This is a genomic window from Rubrimonas sp. (assembly GCF_036788415.1).
Lineage (GTDB): Bacteria > Pseudomonadota > Alphaproteobacteria > Rhodobacterales > Rhodobacteraceae > Rubrimonas.
The window spans coordinates 21274-35289 of record NZ_DAIQNN010000006.1 but is presented as its reverse complement, the minus strand read 5'-3'; the positions used below and the strand labels follow the sequence as shown (position 1 = coordinate 35289).

The following is a 14016-nucleotide window of genomic DNA, read 5'->3' as shown; positions in this document are numbered from 1 at the left end:
GGGAACTTATCTAGTGGTCTAGACAGATACTACCTCAACGCGCCGCCTCGGCAATCCGAACCCGGCGTCGATCCTGTGAATTTTCCACGACATCACGGCGGAGGCTGGCGGGGACAGATGGCGAATTCGCCCATATGGCGCGAGATCTATGGAGCGCTCCGGCGCGACATCGGCGAGGGTCGTTTCCGAACCGGCGACAAGCTTCCGACCGAGAAGGAGCTGTCGGAGCGCTTCGACGTCAACCGCCACACCGTCCGCCGCGCGCTGGCGGAGCTGACGACGGAGGGGGCGATCTGGGTGCGGCGCGGCTCGGGCGCCTATGTGGCGGAAGGGGTCGTAGACTACCGGATCGGCCCGAAGGTGAAGTTCAGCCAGAATGTGCGCGAGCTCGGTCGCGCGCCGGCGCACAAGCTGCTGCGCGCCGAGATCGTCCCCGCCGACGAGCCGACGCAGCGCCATCTGGGCCTGCGCGTCGGCGAGCAGGCGATCGAGCTGGAGACGCTCGGCTTCGCCGACGACCTGCCGGTGCACAATTGCCGCCACATCTTCCCGGCGGCGCGGTTTCCGGGGCTGATCAAGGCCTTCGAGGCCTGCGGCTCGATCACCGAGGCGCTGAAGAATTACGGCGTAATCGACTACCGACGCAGCTGGACGCGGATCACCGCGCGGGCGCCGTCGCGCGTGGTGGCGGCGCGGCTGCGTCAGTCCGAGACGCAGCCGGTGCTGCGGGTCGAGGCGCTCAATCTCGACATGGCGGGCCAGCCGATCGAATACGCGGTCTCCTTCTGGGCCGGAGCGCGCGCGCAGTTCGTCGTCGAGCCGGAGTGAAGGCGGGCGCCTCCCGCGGCGCCGCGCGTCAGCCTGCGAGCGCCTTGTTCAGCATCTCGTCGACCTTCTCCAGATAACCCATCGTGGTGAGCCATTTCTGGTCGGGCCCGACGAGCAGCGCGAGATCCTTGGTCATGAAGCCCGCCTCGACGGCGTCCACGGTGGTCTTCTCCAGCGTGGTCGCGAAGCGCAGCAGGGCCGCGTTGTCGTCGAGCTTGGCGCGGTGCTTCAGGCCGCCGGTCCACGCGTAGATCGAGGCGATGGAGTTGGTCGAGGTCTCCTTGCCCTTCTGATGTTCGCGGTAGTGGCGGGTGACGGTGCCATGCGCCGCCTCGGCCTCCACCGTCTTGCCGTCGGGCGTCATAAGGACCGAGGTCATCAGGCCCAGCGAGCCGAAGCCCTGCGCCACCGTGTCGGACTGCACGTCGCCGTCATAGTTCTTGCAGGCCCAGACATAGCCGCCCGACCACTTCATCGCGCAGGCCACCATGTCGTCGATCAGGCGGTGCTCGTAGGTGATCCCGGCCTTCTTGAACTTGTCGGCGAACTCGGCCTGATAGACTTCCTCGAACAGGTCCTTGAAGCGTCCGTCATAGGCCTTGAGGATGGTGTTCTTGGTCGAGAGATAGACGGGCCAGCCGAGCGACAGGCCGTAATTCATGCTGGCGCGGGCGAAGTCGCGGATCGACTCGTCGAGATTGTACATCGCCATCGCGACGCCCGAGCCCGGCGCGTCGAACACCTCGCGCTCGATGGTCGTCCCGTCCTCGCCGACGAATTTGATCGTCAGCTTGCCCTTGCCGGGAAAGCGGAAATCGGTCGCGCGGTACTGGTCGCCGAAGGCGTGGCGGCCGATCACGATGGGCTGGGTCCAGCCGGGCACGAGGCGCGGCACGTTGCGGCAGATGATCGGCTGGCGGAAGATCACGCCGCCCAGGATGTTGCGGATCGTGCCGTTCGGCGACTTCCACATCTGCTTGAGGCCGAATTCTTCGACCCGCTGCTCGTCCGGCGTGATCGTGGCGCATTTCACGCCGACGCCGTATTTCAGGATGGCGTGGGCGGCGTCGACGGTGATCTGGTCGTCTGTGCTGTCGCGCTCCTCGATGCCGAGGTCGTAATATTTCAGGTCGATGTCGAGATAGGGCAGGATCAGCTTCTGCTTGATGAAGTCCCAGATGATCCGGGTCATCTCGTCGCCGTCGAGTTCGACGACAGGGTTCTCCACCTTGATCTTGCTCATCGACGGGGCCTTTCTGCGGGGGGGGACGCTTGCGGAATTTCGGCGCGACGCTACAGGGGGCGCCGCTGCGCGGCAAGGCGAGGCGCCGCGACATGAATGCGCGTGCGCCGGGATGTGAATTGCCCTTGGCGGGGCTGGAGGGGCGATGGACTGGCGGCTGCTGCGCATGGGTCTGCCGACGCTGCTGGGGCTGCGCCGGCGCGGCGCGTTCATCCCCTATCGCTACGCGGACAGCGTGCCGCGCCCGCCCGATCCGGCCGCCGAGGGGTATCCCGCAATCGCCGACCTCTTCGCGCGGCATGAGAGAGACTTCGCGCATGTTCTTGATCTGATAGCGGATCATTCGTCGGCGCTGGCGGCGATGACCGGCCCGGCCCCGCAGCCGCGCATCGATCAGGAATGGTTCCCGCGGCTCGACGCCGGCGCGGCCTATGCGCTGGCGCGGGCGCGGCGGCCGCGGCGGATCGTGGAGGTCGGCTCGGGCCATTCCACCCGCTTTCTCGCCCGCGCCTGCGCCGACGAAGGGCTGGCGACCGGGATCCTCTGCATCGACCCCGCGCCGCGCGCGCCGCTGCCGCCGGGCGCCGCGCATCGCGCGGAGGTGCTCGCGCCTGCGCACCTTCCTCAATTCACGGCGCTTGAGGCGGGCGATTTCGCCGTGTTCGACAGTTCGCATCTGCTGCTGCCGCATGGCGATGTGGATGTGATCCTCAACCGCGTCCTGCCGGTACTGAAGCCCGGAGTCCTCGTCCACATTCACGACGTGTTCCTGCCGGACCCCTATCCGCCGGAGTGGACATGGCGCGGCTACGCCGAGCAGTGCGCGCTTGGCGGCTGGCTGTTGGGCGGGGCGCTCCGCCCGGTGTTCTCTTGCCGTTGGGCTGCGACGCGGATGAAGGCGCCCGCGACCCTCGAGGCGGCCCTGCCGGCGCGCGCGTTGCGGCCGGGCGTCTTCGAGAGCAGCCTGTGGCTGGAGCGGAGGTGAGGGGCGCTGCGGCGCAGCGCCGCGCAGTGTCGGCGCCATCGCGTTGTGGCGATGGTCCGACCCGCTCGGATAGGGTGCCGTGCGGGATCGTCGCGGGCTCGGCCCCCGGCGTGCGCGGGAAATGGGCGGAGGCTCGGGTGAAGCGGATTTTCGGCATTGCGGTCGCGGCGCTGCTTGCGCTGGCGGGGCCGGCGGCGGCGCAGGGCGTGATCGGCGTGGGGACGATGTCGCAGGGCACGCTCAGCTACACCACCGGCTCGGTGATCGCCCAGATGATGAACGAGAGGCTCGCGCTCCAGGCCCGCGTCCAGCCCAATTCCGGCGAGTCGACGCTGTTGCCGCTGCTCAATTCCGGCGAGCTCGACTTCGCCATCGCCAACGCGCTCGAAGCCGCCGAAGCCTATGAGGGGCTCGGCATGTTCGCAGGGCGCCGGCTCGAGAACCTCCGCGTCGCCGCCGTGCTCTATCCGCTGCGCGTCGCGCTGTTCGCCCGCGCCGCCGACGGCATCTCGACGGTCGCGGAGTTGCGCGAACGGCGCGTGACGTCGGGCTTCTCGGCGATGGGGTCTGTCGACACGCTTCTGAAGGCGGCGCTGGCCGCGGGCGGCGTCACGCTCGACGACGTGCGCCCGGCGCCGACCCCGTCGGTCGCCGCCGGCGCCGACCAGTTCGTCGACGGGCGCGCCGACGCCTTCTTCTTCGCCGTGGGCGCGGCCAAGGTCTCCGAAGTCGACGCGACGACGCCGGTGCGCATCCTCGCAATCGAGGACAGTCCGGAGGCGCTCGCGCGGGTGCGCGACATCTTCCCCGAGGGCTACATCGCGACCGCGCCCGCGGCGCCGGGAATGACCGGGGTGGCGCAGCCGACGCCGGTGCTCGCCTTCGACAATCTGCTGCTCACCCGCGCCGACGCGCCGGCGGAGACGGTGCGCGCCGTGGTCGAAGGGCTGGCGGCGCATCGCGAGGCGCTGATCGCGGGCTTTCCGCTGTTTCGCGGGCTGGACCCCGACGCGCTCGTGAAGCAGGGGCTGCGGGTGCCGTTCCACGATGCGCTCGGCGCGCGCTGAGGGGCGGCGGTGGCGCGCGCAATGCGCTGGGCGGCCGAACGCGCGCGCGACGGGCTGCGGGCCGCGTTCGCGTTGGGGCTGACGCTCTGGGCGCTCGACGCGCCGGGGCGGCTGGGCGCGCATCTCTACACCGAGCAGATGATCGCCTTCGGGCTCGGCCTGTGCGCGGCGCTCGCGCTGCTCACGCCGCCGGCCCGCCCGTGGAGCCGCGTGGCGGCGGCGCTCAACGCGGGGTTCGCGGCCTCGGTGCTGGCGGCGTTCCTCTATGTCGCGGCGCGCTATCCCGCGATCCAGCTCGACATCGCCTTCGCGCCCCCGGAGGCGGTGGCGCTCGGCGCGCTGATGATCGCGGGCGTGCTCGAGGCGGTGCGGCGGCGCACCGGGCTGGTGCTGCCGGCGCTGCTGGCGCTTCTGGCGGGCTTCGCGCTGTTCGTCGGTCCGCACCTGCCAGCGGATTACGCCTCGCGCCCGGTGAGCCCGGAGCGGCTGGGCGTGTATCTGGCGTTCGACTCCAACGCGCTATTCTCGAAGATGCTCGACATCGCGGTGACGACCATCGCCCCCTTCATCGCCTTCGGCGCGCTGCTCAACGCCTTCGGCGGCGCCCGCGCGGCGACCGAGGCGGTCTCGAGGCTCGTCGGCGGGATGCGCGGCGGGGCGGCGAAGGTTGCGGTGCTGGGCTCGGGGCTGTTCGGGGCGGTGTCGGGCAGCGCGGTCGCCAATGTGGCGGCTGTGGGCGCAGTCACCATCCCGATGATGCGGCGCGCGGGGTATCGGCGCGAAGTTGCGGCGGGGATCGAGGCGGTGGCCTCCACCGGCGGCCAGCTGATGCCGCCGATCATGGGGGCCTCGGCCTTCCTCATGGCGGAGCTTCTGGAAGTCCCCTACGCCGAGGTCGCGCTGGCCGCTCTGGGGCCGGGGCTGCTCTTCTACGCGGCGTTGCTTTTCGCGGTCGATTTCGAGGCGCGCCGGCGCGCGCCGGAGGACGACGCCGCGCAGCTGCGCGCGCGCGCGGCTGCGCGAACCGTGGAGGGCGAGAATGCCGCGCCCTGGCGCCATCTGCTGGCGGTCGCCGCGCTGATCTGGCTGCTCTTCGTCGAGGGGCGCTCGCCGCAGCAGGCGGGGCTGCTCGCGACCGCCGTCCTGATCGCATTGCATGTCGGCCTGCCCGGTCCCGGCGCGCTGGCGCGGCTGCGCGAAAGTGGGCGCCGGCTGCTCGACGCGATGGAGCAGGTCGCCGACATCGTGGTGCTGGCGGCGGCGGCGGGACTGATCATCGGCGTGCTGAACCTGACCGGTATCTCCTTCGCCATCACCTTGCAGATGCTGGCGGCGGCGGGCGGCAGCATGGCGCTGCTGCTGGCGATGACGGCGGGGCTGTGCCTTCTGCTGGGCCTGGGGATGCCGACCGTCGGCGTCTACATCCTGCTCGCCGCGCTGGCCGCGCCGGCGATGGCGCAGATGGGTGCGCCCCCGATGGCGGCGCACATGTTCGTCTTCTATTTCGGGATGCTTTCGATGATCACCCCGCCCGTGGCCATCGCGAGCTTCGCGGCGGCGGCTGTGGCGAAGGCGGACCCCTGGCGGACCTCCTTCGCGGCGCTGCGGCTGGGGGCGGGCTTCTACGTCATCCCCATCGCCTTCGCCAATCAGCCCGACATGCTGCTGGGCGTCGGGACGGATCCGGCGGCGGCGGCGCTGGCGCTGCTGCGCGCGCTGCTCGCCGTCGCGCTGATCACGGCGGCGTCGATCGGCCATGTCGCGCGCCCGCTGAGCCAGGGCGTGCGGCTGCTGGCGCTGGCGCTCGCTGCGGCCAACCTCGCCGCCTTCGGCGCGGGCGCGCCGGACGGCGTGCTGATCGCGGCGCTGATCGGCGGTCTGGCGCTGATGGCGCATCTTGCGCGCGCCGAGCCGGGTCGGGGGACGCCGACGCCTGCGCGGGCCGCGGCGCGCTCGCGCTGAGGCGGCGCCGCGCTGCGCCCCGGCCTGCCGACGATATGCCGCGGCGCCGCAAAGCCTTCGCTTGATATGGCGCAACCGTTCGCACGCGCCACCGGTCCTATGGTCGGACTTGCGCGCGGGGCGAGGCTCGGGCGCTCATCACATCGATGGTTCTGACAGAGGCGGCGCGGTCTCGACGCGCCGAGGATGACACGGTGCAGGCAGCTCGACCGCTTCCCTGGCGATATCTCTTCCGGTCCTCGATCGGGCGCAAATTCCTCGTGGCGGGCTCCGCCGCGTTCCTTGCGATCTTCGCGCTCGGCCACACGGTCGGCAATCTCACGATCTTCATAGGCCCTGGCGCGATCAACACCTACGCCCATCACCTCCAGTCGCTGCCCTTCGGGCTGATCTGGGTGGTGCGCGCTCTGGTGCTGAGCGCGTTCCTCGTCCATGCGGGCTTCGCCGGCGCGCTGAACGGGGAAAACTCCAAGGTGAAGGCGCGCGGCTATCTCGGCGAGCGCTACCTCGCCGCCACCAGCGCGAGCCGGGGCATGATGATCAGCGGCGGTGTGATCCTGCTCTTCATCGTCTTCCACATCCTGCATCTGACGACGCGTTCGGTGCAGGACTTCTCGATGCTGCAGGACTACACGCTGCGCGGCGTCACCCATCCGGTGATGAACGTCTATGCGATGACCTATATCGGCTTCAGCAACGTCTTCATCTCGCTGTTCTACATCGCCGCGATGTGGCTGCTGTCGGGCCATCTGGCGCATGGCGTGGCCAGCGTGTTCCAGAGCATCGGCTGGCGCAACGCGGTCTGGCGCGCGCGGCTCGAGCGCATCGCCTCGCTCTATGGCTGGTTCGTGTTCATCGGCCTGTCCTCGATCCCCTTCGCGGTGCTGCTCGACGCCTGGCTGGGCGTTCCGATCTTCGACAAGTCGTCGTTTCTCCATCATCTGAACGGAGCGTGAGACCCATGCTCGACGCTGCGCCCTTCACGCTCGACGCGAAGATTCCCGACGGACCTCTTGCGGAGAAATGGCAAAAGCACCGGGCGAGCGTGAAACTCGTCAGCCCGGCCAACCGGCGCAAATACACGATCCTCGTGGTCGGCTCAGGGCTCGCCGGAGCGTCCGCGGCGGCTACGCTGGGGGGGCTCGGCTATCGCGTCCTGTGCTTTTGCTATCAGGACAGCCCGCGTCGCGCCCATTCGATCGCGGCGCAGGGCGGCATCAACGCGGCCAAGAACTACCAGAATGACGGCGACAGCGTGCGCCGGCTGTTCCATGACACGATCAAGGGCGGCGATTTCCGCGCCCGCGAGGCCAATGTCCACCGGCTCGCCGAAGTCTCCAACCTGATCATCGACCATTGCGTCGCCACCGGAGTGCCCTTCGCCCGCGAATATGGCGGGATGCTCGACAACCGCTCCTTCGGCGGCACGCAGGTCAGCCGGACCTTCTACGCTCAGGGTCAGACCGGTCAGCAGCTCCTCCTCGGCGCCTATTCCCAGCTCAACCAGCAGATCGCCGCCGGCACGGTGACGATGCACAATCGCACCGAATTGCTCGACGTGGTGATCGCGCGCGGCGTCGACGGCGAAGGGCACGCCAAGGGCATCGTCACCCGCAATCTGGTGACCGGCAAGGTCGAGGCGTTCTCGGGCGACGCCGTGGTGTTGGCCACGGGCGGCTACTCCAACGTCTTCTACCTCTCGACCAACGCCATCGGCTGCAACGTCACGGCGACCTGGCGGGCCCACAAGCGCGGCGCGGGTTTCGCGAATCCGTGCTTCACCCAGATCCACCCGACCTGCATCCCGATGCATGGCGCCGATCAGTCGAAGCTCACCCTGATGAGCGAGTCGCTGCGCAATGACGGGCGCATCTGGGTGCCGAAGAACGTCCGCGACTGCGAGAAGGACCCGCGCGACATCCCCGAGCAGGACCGCGACTACTATCTCGAGCGGAAATATCCCAGCTTCGGCAACCTCGCGCCGCGCGACATCGCCAGCCGCGCCGCCAAGCAGGTCTGCGACGAGGGGCGCGGCGTGGGGCCGGCGGTCGACGGCGAACGCCGTGGCGTCTATCTCGACTTCACCGAAAGCGGGGACCGGCTGGGCGTCGACAAGATCGCCGACCGCTACGGCAACCTCTTCGCGATGTATCGCTCGATCACCGATGAGAACGCCTACGCCCGCCCGATGCGCATCTACCCGGCGGCGCATTACACCATGGGCGGGCTCTGGGTGGACTATAACCTGATGAGCACCGTGCCCGGCCTGTTCGTGATCGGCGAGGCGAATTTCTCCGACCACGGCGCCAACCGGCTCGGGGCGAGCGCGCTGATGCAGGGGCTGGCGGACGGTTATTTCATCCTGCCCTCCACGATCTGCGACTATCTCGCCCGCGTGGGGGCCGGGGCGCCGGAGACCAGCTCGCCCGATTTCGCCGCCGTGCGGCACGACGTCGAGGGCCGGGTCGACCGGCTGATGTCGGGCCGCGGCAAACGCACGGCGCGCCAGTTCCACAAGACGCTCGGGCGCATCATGTGGGACCAGTGCGGGATGAGCCGCAATTCCAACGGCCTGCGCTCGGCGCTGACCCGCATCCCCGAGTTGCGCGAGGAGTTCTGGTCCGACCTGCTGATGACCGGCGACGCCGATTGCATGAACGCCGAGCTCGAACGCGCGGGCCGCGTCGCCGATTTCCTCGAATTCGGCGAGCTGATGTGCCGCGACGCGCTCGAACGCGACGAGAGTTGCGGCGGCCATTTCCGCGAGGAGCACCAGACCCCGGACGGCGAGGCGGTGCGCGACGACGCCAATTTCGCCCATGTCGCCGTCTGGGCGCATCGCGGGGAGGGGGCGGAGCCCGCACGGCTCGTCGAGCCGCTCGCCTATGAGGAGGTCGCGATGGCGACCCGCAGCTACAAGTGACCGGAGAGGCGCGATGAACTTCACCCTGCGCATCTGGCGTCAGCGCGACGCCGAGGATCGCGGCCGTTTCGTCGACTACAAGATGCGCGACGTCGCCGCGAGCGTGTCGCTGCTCGAGCTGCTCGATCTGCTCAACGAGAAGCTGGTCGCCAAGGGCGAGCCGGCGATCGTCTTCGACCATGACTGCCGCGAGGGCATCTGCGGCATGTGCTCGCTGACGGTCAACGGGGCGCCGCATGGCGGACATGGCGGGCTGACCGCCTGCCAGATCCACATGTACCGCTATCAGGACGGCGAGACGATCACCATCGAGCCCTTCCGCGCCGGCCCTTTCCCGCCGCTGCGCGATCTGGCGGTGGACCGCTCGGGGCTGGAGAAGATCCAGCAGGCCGGCGGCTATGTCAGCGTCCGACCCGGCCAGGCCCCGGACGCCAACGCCATCCCGATCTCCCACGAGACCGCCGACCGCGCGATGGAGGCGGCGATGTGCATCGGCTGCGGGGCCTGCGTCGCGGCTTGCCCGAACGGCTCGGCGATGCTGTTTCTCGCCGCCAAGGTCGCGCAGCTCAACATGCTGCCGCAAGGCCAGCCCGAGCGCGACCGCCGCACGCTGGCGATGGTCGACGCGATGGACGCGACGGGCTTCGGCGCCTGCTCGAACCATGGAGAATGCGAGGCGGTCTGCCCCAAGGGCGTCTCCCTCGACTTCATTGCGTTGTTGAACAGAGACTATGCGCGCGCTGCGGCGAAGCGACTACTTGGCATGAGCGCTTAAGTTAAGCGACTGTGCACCAGAACTTTCGTCGCACGAGTGGAATAATCGACTGAGCGCGCTTTAAAAGTTGACACTGGTCAAGGGGAAAGACGCCGATCTGATCCAGTTTCCGACGATCCCGGCGGACCCCCGGCCCAGGTGAGGCGAGGATCGTAGGGACAGGGAGACGGCGTTGGACGGTGATCTGGAGCATGCTGGGGGCGCGCTGGTCCTCGGGATCGGGAACACCCTGCTGAGCGACGAAGGCGCGGGCGTGCACGCGCTGCGCGCGCTCGAAGCGGCGATGGGCGCGCGCCCCGGCCTGAGCTTCCTCGACGGCGGCACGCTCTCCTTCACCCTCGCCGGGCCGATCGCCGATTGCGACGCGCTGCTGGTGCTCGACACGGCCCAGCTGCACGCGGAGCCCGGAACGCTGCGCGTGTTCGAAGGCGCCGAGATGGACGCCTTTCTGACCACCGGCCCCAAGACCTCGGTGCATGAAGTCAGCCTTATGGAAGTGCTCGGGATGGCCCGCATCCAGGACCGGCTGCCGCAGCGGCGCGCGCTGGTGGGGGTGCAGCCGGGCTCGCTCGACTGGGGCATGACGCCGACAGAAGCCGTTTCAGCCGCACTGCCGCGCATGGCGGCGCTGGCGCGGGCGAAGCTGGAGGCGTGGGGTCTGTGAGCGCAAAGCCGACGCACACGCATGATTTCCAGGCCGTCGCGCGCGCGCTGGAGGGCTTGTCGGGCGCCGACGATCCGGTCGCCTCGCCCGAGCCGATCGCGGGCGGGCCGATGGTCGACGCCGTCCTGGCCGAGGTTCTGGAGCATCTGCGCGCGGTCGCGGCGGGCGAGGACGACCGCCGCATCGTCACGCTGCGCGGGCTGCCCATCGGCCCCGAGGACTACCACGCGTTGCGCGCCGCTCTGGGGACGGGCGAGGCCCGTGTCGAAGTGCGCGTCGGCGGGCTCGTCGAGGCGCAGGAGACCTCCGTCTCCGGCGTGTGGTGGGTGAAGAACTGCAATCCCGAAGGCGCCGTGCTGGCCGAGGAGATCGAGATCGCGACAGCGCCGCTCATCCTCGCCGCCGACATGGGCGACATCCGCGCCGGGGCCGAGGCCCTGGCGCAGCGACTGGCGGCGCGCGCCGCAGGCCAGCCGTAAGCGCGTTCACAGGGGTCGCGGCGCGGCCCCGCTGCAAGGAGGACCGCCGCATGCGCGACGAACCCGGCACTATCGGAGAAGCCCTGCGCGAACGCGGCATCAGCCGCCGGGCGCTTCTGAAATACTGTTCGGGCATCGCCGCCGCCATGGCGCTGCCGGCCAGCGTCGTGCCGACGATGGCGCAGAACGTCGCCGCCTCGCGCCGCCAGTCGGTGATCTGGCTGTCTTTCCAGGAATGCACGGGCTGCATCGAGTCGCTGACCCGCAGCCACGCGCCGACGCTGGAGTCGCTGCTCTTCGACGTGATCTCGCTCGACTATCAGGAGGCGCTGCAGGCGGCCGCCGGCCATCAGGCCGAAGAAGCGCTGCAAGTCGCGATGAAGGAGAATTTCGGCAAGTACATCGTCGTGGTCGACGGCTCGATTCCGCTGGCCAATGACGGCGTCTACTCCACGATCAATGGCCACACCAATGTCGAGATCCTCAAGGAGGCGGCGGCGGGGGCGGCGGCGATCGTGTCGATCGGCACCTGCGCCTGCTTCGGCGGCGTCGGCGCGGCCCATCCCAACCCGACCGGCGCGGTCGGGGCCGACCAGATCGTGACCAACCGCCCCGTCATCAACGTGCCCGGCTGCCCGCCGATGCCCGAAGTGATCGCCGGCGTGCTGACGAGCTTCCTGACCTTCGGGGAACTGCCGGAAGTCGATCACCTCAAGCGCCCGAAAGCCTTCTTCGCCGAGACGGTGCACGACCGTTGCTACCGCCGCCCGTTCTACGATCAGGGCAAGTTCGCCCGCTCCTTCGACGACGAGGGCGCGCGCGCCGGCTGGTGCCTGATCGAACTCGGCTGCAAGGGGCCGATCACCTACAACTCCTGCGCCACGATCAAGTGGAACGAGGGGTTCACCTTCCCGATCCAGTCCGGCCATCCCTGCCTCGGCTGCTCCGAGCCGAATTTCTGGGACAAGGACAGCTTCTACACGCCGCTGTCGGCGGGCCGCTGGGGCTCGGCCGCGGGGATCGTCGCGGCCGCGGCCGCCGGCGTCGCCGTGGGCGCTGCGGCGTCGGTCGCCTCGCGCGTCAACACCAGCCGCATCGCCAAGGAGAAATGACCAATGACGTTGCTTGATTTCGCGCGCGGCCCGGCGATGGAGGCCGCCATCGCGATCTTCGCCTTCGGCTTCTTCTGGCGGCTCGTCGGCGTTCTGTTGCTGCCCGGCAGGAAGGACCTCTCGACCGCCCGCAAGAACTACGCCTGGGTCGGCGGGCTCAAAGGCCTCTACGTCCATCTGTGGCCCTACAAGCCCTTCGAGCCGCAAGTCGCGCTGCAATACGCGGTCGGCTATGTGTTCCATCTCGGATTCTTCATCGTGCTGCTGCTCTACGGGGCGCATATCCTGTTCTTCAAGAGCATCCTCGGATTCGGGTGGCCGAACCTGCCGAACGGGGTGATCACCTTCTTCGGCATCCTGACCATCGTCGCGCTGATCATGACGCTGGTGAAGCGGGTGACCGACCCGGTGATGCGCCGCATCTCCAATTTCGACGACTACGCGACCTGGTTCGTGACAATCATGCCGCTGATCACCGGCTTCGCCGCCAAGTCCAACCTGTGGCCGATCTACGAGACCGGCCTCGCCGTTCATCTGCTCAGCGTGTGGCTCCTGCTGATCTACTTCCCCTTCGGCAAGCTGATGCACGCCGCCTGGTTCGTCACCTCGCGCTATACGACCGGCGCCTATTTCGAGCGCAAGGGAGGCCTGGCATGACCGCCGGAATCGATACCGTGATGGAACAACCCTTCGTCCCCGACACGCAGGGCGACGATGCGGACAAGCTCCGCGTCGAGAAGGCGATGAAGAACTTCGCCAAGGATTTCGGGCGCACGGCGGCGACCTATATGGAGGCCTGCATCCATTGCGGCGCCTGCGCCAAGGCCTGCCACTTCTACGAGGCCACGCACGACCCGAAGTTCACGCCGATCCTCAAGCTCGAGCCGTTCAAGCAGGCCTACAAGCGCGAGGCGGGGCCGCTGGCCTTCATCTACAAGCGCCTCGGGCTGAAGCCTAAAGTGACGATCGCCGAGCTCGAGACCTGGCAGGAGCTGCTCTATGACAGCTGCACCCTGTGCGGGCGCTGCACGCTGATCTGCCCGATGAGCATCGACATCGCCTCGCTCGTGCGCAAGGCCCGACACGGCATGAGCGAAGCCGGCCTCGTGCCGCAGGACCTCTACGACGCCGCGAAGGAGCAGGCGGACGGCGTGGGTCTGCCCGGCGCGACGCCCGACGACTTCGTCGCCCGGGTGCGGGCGCTGAGCGCGGAGTCCGGCGTCCCGATCAACGTCGACAAGGTGCGCGCCGACGTGATGGTCTGCACCTCGCAGGCCGACCTGACGCAATATCCCGAGGCGATCGTCGCGATGGCGAAGATCCTCAACCGGATGGGGCTCGACTGGACTTATTCGACGCGAGGCTATGAGACGTCGAATTACGGCATCGTCTCGGGGAACGAGGCGTGGCAGCGCGCAGCGTCGGACAGGCTCATCGGGGCTGCGACGGCGCTCGGCGCGCGCACCGTGGTGCTGCCGGAATGCGGGCAGGACTATCAGGCGATGCGTTGGGAGGCCGCCAACGTCCACGGCGCGCCGCTGCCCTTCCGTGTGCTGCACGCGGTCGAGCTGCTGGAGGAGGGCGTCAAGTCCGGCGCGCTCAAGTTCCAGCAGATCGGCGACACGGTGACCTTCCACGATCCCTGCCAGGTGTCGCGCCGCGGCGGGGCGGCGGAGGCGCCGCGGGTGGTGATGGAGGCGCTCGGTCTGCAACTGCGCGAGCCGCACAGTCCCGAGGAGCTCAACTGGTGCTGCGGCGGCGGTGGAGGGGTGCAGAGCATCCGCCGGGCCGATCCGCTGCGCTACGCGGCCTTCGAGATCAAGATGAAGCAGATCGGCGCGACGGGCGCCAACATGCTCGCCACCACTTGCAATTCCTGCCGCGCGCAGTTCGACGACGCCGGCGCGCATTTCAAGTGGGACAAGAAGATGAACAGCCTGCTCGTGCTGGCTGCCGACAACCTCGTCGCGGAGTAAGC

The 14016-nt window shown here is 68.9% G+C and carries 13 protein-coding genes; 12 read left to right on the top strand and 1 reads right to left on the bottom strand.

What is annotated here, in order from left to right:
• Positions 1-117 precede the first annotated feature (117 nt).
• Positions 118-828: a phosphonate metabolism transcriptional regulator PhnF gene (gene phnF, locus V7Q31_RS02905; protein ID WP_333832169.1), complete on the top strand. Its 711-nt coding sequence runs from the start codon at positions 118-120 to the stop codon at positions 826-828.
• A gap of 28 nt (positions 829-856) precedes the next feature.
• Here phnF and V7Q31_RS02900 read toward each other — a convergent pair whose 3' ends face one another.
• The gene (locus tag V7Q31_RS02900) at positions 857-2071 is read right to left on the bottom strand and encodes an NADP-dependent isocitrate dehydrogenase (RefSeq protein WP_333832168.1); all 1215 of its coding nucleotides are present in this window, start codon (positions 2069-2071) and stop codon (positions 857-859) included.
• Positions 2072-2216: 145 nt separating this feature from the next.
• Here V7Q31_RS02900 and V7Q31_RS02895 point away from each other — a divergent pair, with 145 nt between their 5' ends.
• The 11 genes from V7Q31_RS02895 (at position 2217) to V7Q31_RS02845 (ending at position 14014) form a co-directional block, all read left to right on the top strand.
• Positions 2217-3056, top strand: coding sequence for a class I SAM-dependent methyltransferase (locus tag V7Q31_RS02895; RefSeq protein WP_333832167.1), 840 nt, complete (start codon positions 2217-2219; stop codon positions 3054-3056).
• A 137-nt stretch (positions 3057-3193) separates the two neighbouring features.
• Complete coding sequence (locus V7Q31_RS02890; RefSeq protein WP_333832166.1) at positions 3194-4123, top strand: TAXI family TRAP transporter solute-binding subunit; 930 nt, start codon at positions 3194-3196, stop codon at positions 4121-4123.
• 9 nt (positions 4124-4132) lie between these two features.
• Entirely contained in the window at positions 4133-6085 is a 1953-nt protein-coding gene (locus V7Q31_RS02885) for a TRAP transporter permease (RefSeq protein ID WP_333832165.1), read from the top strand.
• Between the two features lie 194 nt (positions 6086-6279).
• Positions 6280-7041 (top strand): succinate dehydrogenase cytochrome b subunit, encoded by a 762-nt coding sequence (locus V7Q31_RS02880; protein WP_333832164.1) that lies wholly within the window; start codon positions 6280-6282, stop codon positions 7039-7041.
• A 5-nt stretch (positions 7042-7046) separates the two neighbouring features.
• Complete coding sequence (locus tag V7Q31_RS02875; RefSeq protein ID WP_333832163.1) at positions 7047-9008, top strand: fumarate reductase/succinate dehydrogenase flavoprotein subunit; 1962 nt, start codon at positions 7047-7049, stop codon at positions 9006-9008.
• A 13-nt stretch (positions 9009-9021) separates the two neighbouring features.
• Positions 9022-9783, top strand: a complete 762-nt coding sequence (locus V7Q31_RS02870) for a succinate dehydrogenase/fumarate reductase iron-sulfur subunit (RefSeq protein ID WP_333832162.1) — start codon at positions 9022-9024, stop codon at positions 9781-9783.
• Positions 9784-9955: 172 nt separating this feature from the next.
• Positions 9956-10447: a HyaD/HybD family hydrogenase maturation endopeptidase gene (locus V7Q31_RS02865; RefSeq protein WP_333832161.1), complete on the top strand. Its 492-nt coding sequence runs from the start codon at positions 9956-9958 to the stop codon at positions 10445-10447.
• Positions 10444-10926 (top strand): hydrogenase expression/formation C-terminal domain-containing protein, encoded by a 483-nt coding sequence (locus tag V7Q31_RS02860; protein WP_333832160.1) that lies wholly within the window; start codon positions 10444-10446, stop codon positions 10924-10926. The genes V7Q31_RS02865 and V7Q31_RS02860 overlap by 4 nt, the downstream gene beginning before the upstream one ends.
• Before the next feature lie 50 nt (positions 10927-10976).
• On the top strand, positions 10977-12038 hold the full coding sequence (locus V7Q31_RS02855) for a hydrogenase small subunit (RefSeq protein ID WP_333832159.1): 1062 nt from the start codon (positions 10977-10979) through the stop codon (positions 12036-12038).
• Between the two features lie 3 nt (positions 12039-12041).
• Entirely contained in the window at positions 12042-12695 is a 654-nt protein-coding gene (locus V7Q31_RS02850; protein ID WP_333832158.1) for a nitrate reductase, read from the top strand.
• The gene (locus tag V7Q31_RS02845; protein WP_333832157.1) at positions 12692-14014 is read left to right on the top strand and encodes a (Fe-S)-binding protein; all 1323 of its coding nucleotides are present in this window, start codon (positions 12692-12694) and stop codon (positions 14012-14014) included. The genes V7Q31_RS02850 and V7Q31_RS02845 overlap by 4 nt, the downstream gene beginning before the upstream one ends.
• Positions 14015-14016 lie beyond the last annotated feature (2 nt).

Excerpts from the sequence above, each read along its gene's own strand:
- V7Q31_RS02875 (WP_333832163.1), top strand. The coding sequence starts at position 7,047 with ATGCTCGACGCTGCGCCCTTCACGCTCGACGCGAAGATTCCCGACGGA.
- V7Q31_RS02900 (WP_333832168.1), bottom strand. The coding sequence starts at position 2,071 with ATGAGCAAGATCAAGGTGGAGAACCCTGTCGTCGAACTCGACGGCGAC.
- V7Q31_RS02895 (WP_333832167.1), top strand. The coding sequence starts at position 2,217 with ATGGACTGGCGGCTGCTGCGCATGGGTCTGCCGACGCTGCTGGGGCTG.
- V7Q31_RS02855 (WP_333832159.1), top strand. The coding sequence starts at position 10,977 with ATGCGCGACGAACCCGGCACTATCGGAGAAGCCCTGCGCGAACGCGGC.
- V7Q31_RS02850 (WP_333832158.1), top strand. The coding sequence starts at position 12,042 with ATGACGTTGCTTGATTTCGCGCGCGGCCCGGCGATGGAGGCCGCCATC.
- phnF (WP_333832169.1), top strand. The coding sequence starts at position 118 with ATGGCGAATTCGCCCATATGGCGCGAGATCTATGGAGCGCTCCGGCGC.
- V7Q31_RS02870 (WP_333832162.1), top strand. The coding sequence starts at position 9,022 with ATGAACTTCACCCTGCGCATCTGGCGTCAGCGCGACGCCGAGGATCGC.
- V7Q31_RS02845 (WP_333832157.1), top strand. The coding sequence starts at position 12,692 with ATGACCGCCGGAATCGATACCGTGATGGAACAACCCTTCGTCCCCGAC.